The organism is Arachnia propionica, from assembly GCF_003932785.1.
Classification (GTDB): Bacteria; Actinomycetota; Actinomycetes; order Propionibacteriales; family Propionibacteriaceae; genus Arachnia; species Arachnia propionica_B.
Map to the genome: position 1 here is coordinate 1 of NZ_RQYT01000022.1, position 13155 is coordinate 13155.

At 68.9% G+C, this 13155-nt stretch carries 11 protein-coding genes; 4 read left to right on the forward strand and 7 right to left on the reverse strand.

Annotated features, from left to right (window positions below; genetic code table 11):
* Window positions 1-254: 254 nt before the first annotated feature.
* Window positions 255-1340: an AAA family ATPase gene (locus tag EII35_RS09520; RefSeq protein ID WP_125228238.1), complete on the reverse strand. Its 1086-nt coding sequence runs from the start codon at window positions 1338-1340 to the stop codon at window positions 255-257.
* A gap of 304 nt (window positions 1341-1644) precedes the next feature.
* On the opposite strand from EII35_RS09520, the gene EII35_RS09525 reads away from it, so the two are divergent.
* Complete coding sequence (locus EII35_RS09525; RefSeq protein ID WP_125228239.1) at window positions 1645-2985, forward strand: DUF222 domain-containing protein; 1341 nt, start codon at window positions 1645-1647, stop codon at window positions 2983-2985.
* A 612-nt stretch (window positions 2986-3597) separates the two neighbouring features.
* On the opposite strand, the gene EII35_RS09530 is transcribed toward EII35_RS09525, so the two are convergent.
* From EII35_RS09530 to EII35_RS09550, 5 genes are all read right to left on the reverse strand, one after another.
* Window positions 3598-4701, reverse strand: a complete 1104-nt coding sequence (locus EII35_RS09530) for an ABC transporter permease (RefSeq protein WP_125228240.1) — start codon at window positions 4699-4701, stop codon at window positions 3598-3600.
* Window positions 4698-5579 (reverse strand): ABC transporter ATP-binding protein, encoded by an 882-nt coding sequence (locus EII35_RS09535; protein WP_125228241.1) that lies wholly within the window; start codon window positions 5577-5579, stop codon window positions 4698-4700. The genes EII35_RS09530 and EII35_RS09535 overlap by 4 nt, the downstream gene beginning before the upstream one ends.
* A 106-nt stretch (window positions 5580-5685) precedes the next feature.
* A complete protein-coding gene (locus EII35_RS09540) occupies window positions 5686-6330 on the reverse strand; it encodes a response regulator (protein ID WP_125228242.1) in 645 nt (214 codons plus the stop codon).
* The gene (locus EII35_RS09545) at window positions 6327-7553 is read right to left on the reverse strand and encodes a sensor histidine kinase (protein ID WP_125228243.1); all 1227 of its coding nucleotides are present in this window, start codon (window positions 7551-7553) and stop codon (window positions 6327-6329) included. The genes EII35_RS09540 and EII35_RS09545 overlap by 4 nt, the downstream gene beginning before the upstream one ends.
* Window positions 7554-7567: 14 nt before the next feature.
* Window positions 7568-8107 carry an RNA 2'-phosphotransferase gene (locus EII35_RS09550; protein WP_125228244.1) on the reverse strand — a complete coding sequence of 180 codons (540 nt, stop codon included), beginning with the start codon at window positions 8105-8107 and terminating at the stop codon, window positions 7568-7570.
* 36 nt (window positions 8108-8143) lie between these two features.
* Here EII35_RS09550 and EII35_RS09555 point away from each other — a divergent pair, with 36 nt between their 5' ends.
* The 3 genes from EII35_RS09555 to EII35_RS09565 all read left to right on the forward strand — a co-directional run bounded on the left by EII35_RS09555 (window position 8144) and on the right by EII35_RS09565 (window position 11903).
* Window positions 8144-9652, forward strand: a complete 1509-nt coding sequence (locus EII35_RS09555) for a WD40 repeat domain-containing protein (RefSeq protein ID WP_125228245.1) — start codon at window positions 8144-8146, stop codon at window positions 9650-9652.
* Between the two features lie 12 nt (window positions 9653-9664).
* On the forward strand, window positions 9665-10642 hold the full coding sequence (locus EII35_RS09560) for a class I SAM-dependent methyltransferase (protein ID WP_125228246.1): 978 nt from the start codon (window positions 9665-9667) through the stop codon (window positions 10640-10642).
* An 88-nt stretch (window positions 10643-10730) separates the two neighbouring features.
* Window positions 10731-11903, forward strand: coding sequence for a S1C family serine protease (locus EII35_RS09565; RefSeq protein ID WP_125228247.1), 1173 nt, complete (start codon window positions 10731-10733; stop codon window positions 11901-11903).
* Here EII35_RS09565 and EII35_RS09570 read toward each other — a convergent pair.
* Window positions 11887-13152 (reverse strand): alpha-L-fucosidase, encoded by a 1266-nt coding sequence (locus EII35_RS09570; RefSeq protein ID WP_125228248.1) that lies wholly within the window; start codon window positions 13150-13152, stop codon window positions 11887-11889. The genes EII35_RS09565 and EII35_RS09570 overlap by 17 nt on opposite strands.
* Window positions 13153-13155: the final 3 nt, after the last annotated feature.

Sequence of the window (13155 nt, forward strand, 5' to 3'; positions counted from 1 at the left end):
CGCCTTCTTCACCGTTGGTCGAGCCGGGCCCGGAGCCTGCGGAGGGCCCGTGTCGAGACCTCCGCGGGATTCCCGCTCAGCTCGAGTTCCTGCACCGTGCGCCAGGGGTCTCGACACGGACGGCGCGCTGGCGCGCACGGTCCGGCTCGACCAGCGGAGAAGAAGGTCGTGAATAACGCCTTAAGACAGGCAATTCCGAACAAGGCAGGCATTTCCATCCCAAGGCAGGCGAAATCCTGTCGCAGCGAGTCGGGTCAGCGACCTCCCCAGTTCCATGGTGGCCGGTCCCCCAGCTGCTGCCCGCTGACCAACGTTTCGCCGTGGTCCTTGACCAGTTCGACGACGGCGTGATCCGCGGCCGCCGCCGCGATCGCGTCGATGAGGGCCTCGGAGTGGGTGACGACGACGACCTGGGTGTCGGTGACGCTGGCGATGAGCCGCCCCAGGGCCGGGATGAGGCTGGGGTGGAGGCTGGTCTCGGGCTCGTTGAGGGCCATCAGGGGTGGGCGGCGCGGCGCGTGGAGGGCGGCCAGCAGCATGAGGTGGCGCAGGGTGCCGTCGGAGAGTTCGGCGGCGGTCAGGGGGCGCACCATCCCGGGCTGGGTCATGGTCAGCTCGAACACCCCGTTGTCCGCCTGGATCTCGACGCGACTGCCGGGGAAGGCGTCTTCGACGAGGGCGTCGAGGTCGGTGCGGCCGTGTTCGACGATGGTCTGCAGCACGGCGGCGACGTCCGCCCCGTCACTGGAGAGCGTCCAGGTGCGGGTGCCGATCCGGGGTCGCCTGGCCGGGGCGGCGGCGTCGGTGCGCAGCGAGTCGTAGAACCGCCACGACGCGAGGTCGTCGCGCAGCGGTCGCAGCTCCGGCGCCTCGAACAGCATCGACGCATGGCTGGGGACCGACGACGGCTCACCCCCGGCGACGTCGTGCAGGGAGATGTGGCCGTTTCGGCGGTCAGCGACGAGGGTGGATCTCCGCATGACGGGGCCGCCCCACACGGCCTCACGTTTGATCTCCGGATCCCGGTTGAAGGCACTGTGGTGAGAGTGCTGGGGCAGACCGAGGTCGACGAGGTAGGAGAACCCGTCAGCTCCGACCCCGAGTCGAAGCGACACGGGGCCCGTTCGGCTGGCGCCGGCCCACAGGGCCGAGCCGAGGCCGCCCTCCTGGGCGAGCGCCCCGATCACCTCGCCCATCCCACAGGCCGCCAGGAGCCGCAAGGCCCGATAAAGGCTCGACTTCCCGGCCCCGTTGGCCCCGGTCACGACGGTGACCTGACTGAGCGGGACGACGATCTCCCGCAGACTGCGGTACCCCGCCACCGCCACACTCCGATACATGGGGCAAGCCTAGGGGGTCCCGTCGGGATGCTCCTTGTCCGTTGGGAGCCGGACCGCGAGCCTCGCGAGCCGTCCGTGTCGAGACCACCCACGCCACGTGTGGGGCCCGGCTCCCTTCCCTCCGCTGGTCGAGCCGAGGCCGCAGGCCTCGTGTCGAGACCTCCGCAACAGTCCCCGCGAACCCTCACCGGGTCTCGACACGGCCCCTGTCACTTCGTTCCGGGACCGGCTCGACCAACGGAAACCGGAGATAAGTTCTTCCCAACCCCTTGCGCTAGAACACTCATTCGATTACAATGGGGTCATGAACCCACTCCCCGCCACCCTCACCGAGGCCTACCTGGCCATCCACGAGGCCGACGCCCATGTTCGGGCGGCGGAGGTGGCCCTCATGGTCGGGATCGCGAAAGCAGCCGAACTCTATGAGATCGACGACAACGCGGTGATGGAGGCTGTGGAAGGGTTCCTCGAGCCGGGTGGGGATGGGACTCCGTCGGTGGGTGAGTTCCTCGCCCACGAACTCGCCGGGATCCTCCAGATCTCCCCCGATGCGGCGTTGGAGAGGATCGGAACCGTCCTGGACGTGCGGTTCCGATTCCCCGCTCTCTGGGAGGCCTTCCTATCCGGGAATCTTCGCTGGTGGCAGGTCGCCGAGGTGGTGAACCGACCAGCCATCTCCCACCTGAATGCTGAGGCAGCCTCACGGTTGGATCGGAAACTTGCTGTCGCGTTGAGGTTGTGGTCGTGGCAGCGGATCCGCCGCAACCTGGAGGCGTGGATCATCGCCGCCGACCCCAACACAGCCCGGGAACGAGAGGCCCGGCAGCGGGAAAACCGGTACGTGGCAGTCGATACCGTCAAGAACGGCCACTGCGCGTTGTATGGGCTGTTGGATCCCCGCGACGCGATCGACTTCGACCACGCCCTGACTGAGGTTGCGAAAACCCTCCCCAGCGAGGCGGGGGATCTGCGGCAGCGTCGCGCCGCCGCCGTCGGGGTATTGGCCCGCCAGGCGGGCGGGCAGGACATGCTGCCCCAGGCCACAGTGTTCGTCCACATCAACGCCGACGACCCCGCCCTCAATCCCGACAATGAATCCTCCGGGGTTGCTGAGGTGGAGCGGTGGGGCGCGTTCCTCACCAGCCGGTTGCCGGAGTTCTTGAAGGACTCCCGCGTGACGGTCCGGCCGATCTTTGATCCCCTTCGGCACGCACCCGAGGATCTTCATGATCCGTCGGTCGGGTTGCGGATGGCAGTCACGGCATTGATGCCAGTCGATGTGTTCCCCTACGCTGCCCGCACCTCCAGGGCGTGTGATCTGGATCACACGATCCCGTACCGGGACGGCGAATCGGGTCAGACCCGGTGGGGCAACCTCGCCCCGCTGGCGCGTAGGTCACATCGGGCAAAGACCTTCGGCGGCTGGACACTCACCCAACCAGCCCCCGGCTGGTTCCACTGGCGCTCTCCGGCAGGGTTTGAGTATCTGGTGCATGCCACCGGCGGCACAATGTGTCTCCGAACTCCGGAACCAGAACCCAGGGTGGAGGAACCACCCCCGCCATGGCTTGATCCGCCCGAACCCCCAGAGACCAGGCCAGTGGAATCCGAGGCCTGGGAATGGGTCCAATACTCCCTGTACTGAACACCCTCTTCCCACCCCGCTGGTCGAACTGAGGGCTCCTCTCCTCCCGCTGGTCGAGCTGAGGGCGCAGCGCGCCCGATAGTCGAGACCCGGCGACGGCTCGCTGGAACTGTCGCGGAGGTCTCGACACGCTCGCTTCGCTTCGCGGCTCGACCAGCGGAAAAGCAGCGACCCGGGCGCCCGTGCTGCCCGTCGCCGGTTCTCCCGTTCTCCGTTGGTCGAGCCGGGTCCCGAAACGCAGTGAAGGGCCCCGTGTCGAGACCCGGTGAGAGTTCGCAGAGACCGTTGCGGAGGTCTCGACACGAGGCCTGCGGCCTCGGCTCGACCAGCGGAGAAGTACCGACCCGGGCGCGCATGTCGCCCGAGTGCTGGTCATTCTTCCCCCGGCTGATGGTCCCCTTCCCCCGCTGGTCGAGCCGGGACCCGAAACGAAGTGGAGGGGCCCGTGTCGAGACCCCGTGAGGATTTGCAGGAACCCCTCCAGAGGTCTCGACACGAGGCCTCCGGCCTCGGCTCGACCAGCGGAGAAAGCTCGACCAGCGGAAAAGCAGCGGGACGGGAACCTGAACCGGCCGGGTCCCGTGGGACCCGGCCGGTTGCTGACTGGGTGGTTCACTCGGCCTTGGCCAGGGCTTCCCGCCACTTCATGGGCTTGCCCGTCTGCAGCAGGCCCCGGTCGTAGACCCGGGAGGCCAACAGGATCACCAGGACGGTGGTCACGATGAGCAGCGCCACAGAGACTCCCACCTGCCACCACTCCATCCGTCCCAGGAACAGCTGGATGGGCACCGCGACCGGAGAACTGAACGGGATGTAGCTCATCGCGGTCATCAACGACTGGTTGGAGTTCCCGAAGACCACCGCGAAGTAGGGAAGCATGACGATCCACATCATCGGCTGCACCACACTGTTGAGGTCCTCAGCCCGCGACACCAGAGCGGCAGCCGCTGCGTACATCGACGCGATCATGACGAAGCCGATGAGGAACAACGGCACGAAGACCAGGATCGGGACCAGCAGCTCACCCACCGGCAAGGAATCACCGTTGATGGCGAACCCCAGCAGCACCGTGGCCACGATGAGTGTGATCTGAACCAGCGCTGCGACGCTGTTGCCGATGATCTTGCCGGTGAGCAGCGCCCTGGAGGTCACACTGGCCAGCAGGATCTCAACGATGCGGGTCTGCTTCTCCTCCACCACGGACTGGGCGATGCTCATGCCGAACGTGATGCCAGCCATCATCCACACCGCTCCGAACGCGGCCGACAAGAGGTACTGGAACGCCGGGTTCTGTGCGTTCGGGTCCAGCAATTCCACCCGAGGGGCCACCGACAGACTCTGCATCAGACCCGTCGGCACGTCGCGCAGGCTCAAAACCTTGATGCCGAGCGGGCTGGACGGGTCCGAGACGAGCGCCGCCTCAGCCGTCTCATCCAGGACCGCCTGCCGGGCCGCCGCCTCATCAGTGACCTGGACCAGCTCGGCACCCGGAATCCTGTGCACCATCTCGACGTGCTCCGACGTCGTGGCAACACTGGACGCCCCACCGGCGAAGAACTCCCCCAAGCGGGGGGCAAGCACGACGACGGCCATGATGATCACCAGCGTGACAAGCGTGGAGACGATGAACGCCTTGGACAGGAAACGCACCTTGATCTCGCGCTGCGCGACGATACCGACGGTGGACCAGAAACTTGGACGGGTGTGCGTGTTCACTTCGACATCTCCTTGTAGATCTCGTGCAGGCTGCGGACCACGGGCTGGAACCGGGTGACGGTGCCGCGCTGGAGCGCCTGGGCCAGGATGGAATTCGCGACGCCCGGATCAGGGGTCCGGAAGCAGACGTAGCGGCCATCGACATCGATGACCTCGACGCCGGTCTCCCGCACCCACCCGGTGTCGACGCTGCTCTCAAGCTCCCACTCGTTGGTGGCGTTGGCGGCCTGCAACTCGGTGCGGGTGCCGTCGGCACGAATCTCCCCGTCACGGATGATGACCAGTCGGTCACACAGCCGCTCAACGACGTCCAGCTGGTGCGACGAGAACAGCACCGGCGCGCCCGTGGCGGCGAACTCCCGCAGCACCTGGACGGTGATCTCGACGGACTCCGGATCGAGCCCGGAGAACGGCTCATCGAGGATCAGGGCGGAGGGCCGGTGGATGAGGGCCGCCGCGATCTGCACCCGCTGCTGGTTGCCCAGCGACAGCGACTCCAGCGTGTCGGTCGGCTTGCCCTTGAGCTGCAGCCGCTCCAGCAGCTCAAGGCCGTACCGCTTCGCCTGCTGCGCCTCGACCCCGTGCAGCTGGGCGAGGTAGACCAGCTGGTCGATGATCTTCATCTTGGGGTACAGCCCCCGCTCCTCCGGCATGTATCCGATCGCGGCCCGGTGCTCGGGCGTGATGGGCACACCGTCGGCGAGGACGTGCCCGTTCTGGGCAGCGAGTACCCCGAGGATGATTCGCATCGTCGTGGTCTTGCCCGCGCCGTTGCCGCCGACGAAGCCAGTCATGAGGCCGGGATGGATGTCGAAGCTGACATCCTTGAGGACGTGCTTCTCACCGAAGAACCGGTGGATGTTCCGTACGCTGATCATGCCCTCAACGCTACGGCGACGCCCTCTCACCGCACATCCCGCACGGGGGTGAAATCGGCTCTCCCCCGCACGGGGGACTCCCCGACCCGAGCCGGGGGATGGACGGTCAGGACCTGGGCACCAGCCCGTGCTCGAAGGCCCAGATCACCGCGTTGATCCGGTCCCGCAACCCCAGTTTCGCGAGGATGTTGGAGACGTGGGTCTTCACCGTCTCGGCGCTGACGTACAGCTCCGCCGCGATCTCGGCATTGCTGAGCCCCCGGGCCAGGCAGCGCAGGGTGTCGATCTCCCGTTCGGTCAGGACGTCCACCTTCGCGTCGACGGGGGCTGAGGTCGCCGTGAACCTTCCGATGACCCGACGGGTCACCTCGGGCGCGAGCAGTGCCTCGCCCCGGCCGAGCACCTGGACGGCCTCGATGAGCTTCTCCGCCTCGGCGGTCTTCAACAGAAATCCCGACGCCCCCGCCTGCAGGGTCTCGAACAGGAAGTCGTCCCGATCGAAGGTGGTGAGGATGAGGATCGCGGCACGGCACCCCTGCTCCGTGAGCCTTCGGGTGGCGGCGATCCCGTCCAGCTTCGGCATCTGCACATCCATGCAGATCACGTCCGGATCGAGGTCCTGGGCCAAGGCGACGCCCTCCTCGCCGTTCGCGGCCTCCCCCACCACCTCGATGCCCGGCTCGGATTCCAGGATGGTCTTGAACCCGATCCGGATGAGCGCCTGGTCGTCGACCAGCAGTACCCGGATCATGCGGGCACCCCCGTCGGGATCTCGGCGCGCACCCGGAACCCACCACGGTTCTTGGCGCCCGTGGTGAGGGTGCCACCGACAGCCTCGACACGTTCCCGCATCCCGATGAGCCCGGTTCCGGTGCCGGGGGCGTCGGTGTGGGTGCCGCGACCGTCGTCCGAGACCTCCAGCTCCACCAGGTCGGGACGCCCACGCAGCCTCACCTCGACGTGGGCGCTCGGCCCTGCGTGCTTGGCGGCATTGGTGAGGCCCTCCTGGGCGACGCGGTAGAGGGTCAGTCCGACGGCGGGAGTCACCTCGGGCACGTCGCCGAGGATCTCGAAGGCCACGTCGAGGCCGCTGTTGCGGGCCGCCTCGATGAGCTCGGGAAGGTCGGTGGCGGTCGGTGGCGCGGAGGTGTCGCCGTCGTTGGATCTGAGGGTCGTCACCATGGTCCGGAGCTCCCCGACAGCGTGCCGGGCGCTGGTCTCGATGTGTTTGAGAGCCGTGGCTGCCGTCTCGGGGTCACGCATGATGAGCCGTCTCGCGGCGGCGGCCTGCACGGACATCGTCGTGATGTGGTGGGCGACGACGTCGTGGAGTTCCCGCGCGATCCTGAGGCGCTCCTGCTCGATCGCGGAGTCGACGAGTTCCTGCTTCAGGTCCTGGATGGCGGCATTGGCCCGTTCCAACTCCTCCCGCTCCACGGCCTGGGTCCAGGCGCGGTTCCCGAAGATCCAGGCACCGGTGAAGAAGGCGATGTTGAGGGACACCTGGAGGGTGAACCCGGCGAGGAGCACCCCCACAGGTAGGGCGGTGGCGGTCCCCTCCAGCTGCCGGACGGTCCTGAGGATGAAGCCGACGATGAGCCACAGCCCCATACCGGCGCTGATGAGGATGCGGGTGAGATCGGCTCGTTGGCGCTGCAGCGACCATGCCCCGATGGAGTAGAAGGACATGAACAGCACCACCTGCGAGGTGTAGAGGTCCAGGCCCATCGTGGAGATCACGATCCCGTAGACGATGGCCACCACGATTCCGGAGGACAGCGGGTAGCGACGGCGCCACACCAGCGGCACCGCCAGCAGGAGGCTGCCGAGGGCATGCAGCCACACGGGGGTGTCGAAGATTCCCCGCTGGACCAGGTGTGCGAGCCACGCCAGGAAGCAGCCCAACAGCCCCATGGCCGCCGCCAGCACGGCATCGGTGCGAAACCACCCTGAGGGAAGTTCTCGAGTGCGCATGTGACGATCCTGCCTCACAGCTCGGAGAGATACCGTGCAGGGATGGTGTCGGCCATCCAGACGCGATCGCTCCCCGGGTAGAACCGGATGCCCGCCTCATGGGCGGCGGCCGCATCGACGCGGAGGATGACGGGATGGGGCGCGTGGCGGGAGCCGACGGCGCGCGCCATCTCGACGTCGGTGGCCATGTGGACCTGCTGGCGCCCCATGGGGAGCAACCCGTCGGCGAACACCGACCCCAGGTTGGCCGGGGCGGTGCCGTGGTAGAGGACCTCCGGGAGCCTCGCCGGGGTGTGCTCGATGCGGGTGGCGACGGAGTGCCCGTAGACGGCGCGGATCCGGCCGTCACGGATCTCGTGCCGCTGCTTGCTGGCCGACGAGACGGCCTGCTCGATGTCGGCGCGGCTCACCCGGCGATGCTTCCGGTGGAACGCCGCCACCATGTCGTCGAGATCGACCCAGCCCTCCGCGTCGAGGGTGAGGCCATAGCTGCCGGGGTCGTGCCTGAGGGCGTGGGACAGGGTCCTGCTGATGTCGGTCAGGCGTTTGTCCATGGCCCCAGCCTATGACCTCCCGCCTATGCTGTCCCCATGACCACCCAGCCACGCATTCTCGCCGGTCTCGGGGGCTGGGAGAACCTGTGGACCACCGATGGGACGTACCTGTGGTGGACGAGCGACGGTGATCGTGTGCTGGCAAGGAACCGGGACCTGTTCCTCCACGACGCCAACACCGGGGCACTGCTCCGGGTCTTCCCACAGGCCCGCTTCCACGTCCACGGCCGCCCCCTCAGCCACGACGACGAGCGGGTGCTGGCGGGCGACGGGGTGTGGGCCACGGCGACGATGCGGGAACTGTTCCACCTCCCCCACCCTCGCGGGACCACCGCCGAGTGGAGCCCCGACGGGACCCTCATCGCGCTGACCTCCCCCGGTCAGCCCATCGACCTGGTCGACGGCCGCACCGGCGCGCTGCGGCACCGGCTCGGGACCGGCGCGGAGCATCAGTACGCGCCCGCCTGGTCGCCGGATGGCCGCCACCTCGCTGTCGGCGGGATCGCCTGCGCCTTCGTGTGGGACGCGGCGACGGGCGAGCAGGTCGTCGAGGTCCGGCGGGAACGGGGACCGCGCCGCCGTCACGCCGGGCCGGAGCACTGGCGGGTGTTCTGGGAGTCCGACGATGTGCTGATCGCCGACTCCGTCGAGGACCTCACCAGGTGGGCCCTCGACGGCACCCCACTCGGCCTCGCCACCGACCCCGGAATCACCCCACCTGACCTCACCAGCCCGGACGGGACGCGTCGTCTCGTGCCGGAGGGGAGGACGCTCCACGTCGTGACCGAGGCGACGGGGCACACCGTGCCGCTGGCCAGGGCCGTCGTCGAGGAGCGGCCACTGAGGATGACCGGGCAGCACCTCGTCATCGGGGATCCTCCGCTCCGGGTGGATCTCGCCACGGGTGCCCTCAGCGCATCCGGGGACACTCCCTCCGACCCGCAACCCGCCGCCTCGCCTGACGGTCACCCCGTCGACGAGGCACTGCCCGGCCCGGATGGTCGGTGGCTCGCCTGTCTCGACCACGGCGGCTGCCTGGAGGGTGAGGGGCTGGTGGGCCTGTGGCGGGACGAACAGCTCCTGCACCGCTTCGAGCCGCTCGGCGACGTCACGGACCTGGCCTGGAGCCCCGACGGGACGCGGCTGCTGGCCGTCGGCGAGTTCATGGGACTGCGCATCCTCGACGTCGATTCCTTCGAGGTGACCGATCTCGCGCTCCCCCACCCGAACAGCGCCGCCTGGAGCCCCGACGGGAGGCACATCGTCGCCGCCAACGAGTTCGGCCTCGTGGTCCTCGACCAGGACGGCCACCGCCGACACGACTGGGCCGGGGAGGCGAGGGAGCTCCACTGGGTGCAGCCGGAACGGATCGTCGCCCTCACCCCGCGGGGAGCGCAGCAGTGGGATCCCGCCGGGAAGCCCGTCGGACCCCGCGTCGACCTCCTCCCCGAGGGCGACCTGCTGGTCCGCGACGCCGTCACGGGCACCGTTCTCAGCGCCACCCCGGGGGCACGACGCTGGCTCGGCGACCTCCCACCGCTGTGAGAGGATTCCCGCATGTCGCACCCCGTCGATCCCCTCATCCTGGACGAGTCCCCCGCCCGCGCCACCGCCCTGGCCGTCATCGACGCGCCCGGCCTGGTGGCGGCCGCCCTCGAACGCTCCGACGACGTGCGCGTCTTCTGCGACGACCTGCGCGACGCCCAGCAGGTCGAGGCCCTCGGCGAGGGACTCCTCGTCGGGCACCCCACCGAGCTGGCCGGGGTCGACCTCGCGTGGGGGCACCTGCCGAAGTCGCTGGCCGCCCTCGACGAACACTGCTGCTGGATCCAGGGCGCGACGGACGTGATGTTCCTCACCGGAGCCCGCGTCAAGCACATGAACCGTTCCATGAACGAGGTCCTCGGCCGCCACTTCACCGCCGTCAACGCGTCGCTGGGCCGCGCGAAGAGTCGCGTGCTGCGCGCCTGGGGCCCGAACCAGCTGGCGAACCCGTGGCCGAAGCTGCGCCGCCACGACGACCTCGGGCTCACCCTCGCCGGGCACGGCGCCACGTTCAACGGCAACCGCGTCGACGACGGCACCCGCCTGCTGCTGGACCATCTCGACGTCGAGGGCACCACGGCCCTCGACCTGGGATCGGGCAACGGGGTCATCGCCGCGACCCTCGCCTCGCGGGGCCTCCGCATGACCGCCGTCGACGTGTCCTGGGCCGCGACGGCCGCGACCTTCGCCACCGCCGAGGCGAACGGCCTCGACATCGACGTCCACTGGGGTGATGGCCTGGGCGGCTACGACGACCACAGTTTCGACGTCATCGTGACCAACCCGCCGTTCCACCAGGGGGTGGCGAAGGAGTCCGAGCCGACCCTGGCCATGTTCGACGACGCCGCGCGGGTGCTGCGTCCGGGGGGCCAGTTCTGGTGCGTGTTCAACTCCCACCTGCCGTGGCGTCGGGAGCTGGGATCCCGGCTCGGCCCGACCCGCGTGGTCGCCCAGGACCGCCACTACACGGTGACGGTGACCAACCCCTGACAGGTCACAGCCGACGCGGGGCCGACTCACAGGAAACCCACAGCAACCGCGGGTTGAGTCGGGATCACACCCCACGAAGGAGAGTTCGATGACCACCACTCCCCCGACCTGGACCCCGCAGGCCTGGAACATCCCCACCCACCAGCCGATGCCACCGCAGCCGCGTCGGCGCCCGGGCATCAGCGCCATCGGCGCCCTCACCCTCGCCCTCGTCTCCGCCGGGATCGGTGGCGGGGCCGCCCTGGCGGTGAACCAACACCTGGCCCCCGTCGCCCCGGCCTCGGCCCCGGCCACCTCCACCTCCGTCGTCCACGCAGCAGCCGACTCGCCCGACTGGGCGGCCACCGCCCGCGCGGTGCAGGACGCCGTCGTCGCGATCCAGGTGTCGGGCAACTCCGGCTCCGGTCAGGGCTCAGGGGTCATCATCGACACGGGAGGCCACATCGTCACCAACAACCATGTCGTCTCCGGGGCGGGGCAGGGGGCCCGGATCGCCGTCATCATCGGCGACCGGAGCCATGCGGCGAGCGTCGTCGGCACCGACCCGTCCACCGACCTCGCCGTGCTCCGCCTCGACGAGGTACCCGAGACCCTGTCCGTCATCGCGTGGGGGGACTCCTCCTCCCTCGTCGTGGGCCAAGGGGTCATGGCGGTCGGCAACCCCCTCGGCCTCGCCGACACCGTCACCACCGGGATCATCTCGGCCCTCAACCGGCCCGTCACCACGAAGGCAGTCGGGGTGCAGCCAACGGCCCACTCCGGTGGCGACCTCGTCGTCACCGCCGCCATCCAGACCAACGCAGCCATCAACCCCGGCAACTCCGGGGGCGCGCTCGTCGACGCCTCCGGGAGGCTCATCGGCATCACGAGCTCCATCGCGACGGTGACCTCGGGGGCCGACCGGGCGGGCAACATCGGCATCGGTTTCGCCATCCCTGTCTCGCAGGTGCGCGACGTGGTCGACCAACTCATCGCCACCGGCGCCGCACAGCATCCCCAGTTGGGCATCAGTGCCCGCGACGGCGTCGAGGGCACCCAGCTCGGCGCGAGCGTCGAGGAGGTGTCCCCCGACTCCGCCGCGGCGAGGTCAGGACTGCAGCAGGGTGACCTCATCACCGCCGTCGACGACGCCCCCGTCGTCAGCACGGAATCCCTCGTCGCCCTCATCCGCACGCACGCGGTGGGGCAGGAGGTCGTGCTGCGGGTGCTCCGCAACGGCGACCCCGAGGAGATCCGTGTCGTGCTCAATCGGGCCGGCTGATGGACTCCGGTTCGACGGTGGGGGCGATGTACTCCAGATCAGGTGCGCCCCTGCCGCCGGTGTCGAAACCGAGCACCCGTGCCAGCCGCGGCTCGTCGCCCTCGACCTCGACGGCCAGCTCCGTCACCTCGGCTGGGGCGAAGGCGTGAAGTCGGTGCTCACCGACGGTCAGCCCCTCGGCGAGCAGTCGACCGTCGAGGAGGACCCGGTGTCGCGTGATCCGCTGCCCGTCCGAGTAGTCCTCCTCCAGGGCAACGTGATCGAGGCGGGTGGCCTCGGGGAACACTGCCCGCCAGCCCTTGCCGTCGCGCTCCAACCGTGCCTCGACCGGATGACCGAACCGGGAGTCCAGCTCGTCGCGCCATTCCCGCAGCCGGGCGACGTCCTCCTCGGGGATCAGACCGCGACGATCCGGAGGCACGTTGAGCAGCAGCCCCGCACCCATTCCGATCGAACGGTAGTGGATGCCGAGCAGATGGTTCAGTGACTTCGGCTGGTCTTCCTCGGCCCAGAACCAGCCCCGGCGCAGCGAGACGTCACACTCCGGTGGCAGGTACCTGCCCGCTCCCTGCCCCATGGTGACGTCACCATAGTTGTTGAGGTCCAGCAGATCGGTGACGTACTCCACCGGGTCACAGGCCATCCCGTCCTCGTTGCCGACCCAGCGGATGGTGGGGGAACCCATGTTGAACACCATCGCTCCCGGCTGGTGCTCCCGGACGACCGCCATGATCCGATCCCAGTCGTACTCGCGTCCATCGGATCCGGCTCCGTCGAACCAGAGCTCCACCAGGTCGCCGTAGCGGGTGCAGAGTTCCTCCAGCTGGGTGCAGTAGAAGTCGTCGTAGGCCGCGGCGTCCTCGTAGCAGGCCGCGTTGCGATCCCACGGCGAGAGGTACAGACCCACGGCGATCCCTCTCCGACGGAAGGCCGAGACGAACTCGCCGACGACGTCACCGCGGCCGTCCCGCCAGGGCGATGACGCCACCGAGTACTCGGTGGTGGCCGTCGGCCACAGGCAGAACCCGTCGTGGTGCTTCGCCGTGAGCACGGCGTACCGGGCTCCCATCGAGGCCGCGACATCGGCCCACTGGTCGGCGTCGAGTTCCTTCGGGTCAAATGCCTCGGCGGGCAGGGTGCCGTCGCTCCACTCGGCCCCGAAGAAGGTGTTGACACCGAAGTGGAGGAACATGCCGAGTCGCATCCGCTGCCAGGCGAGTTGCTCGGGTGTCGGAGAGGGAACGCTCATGGC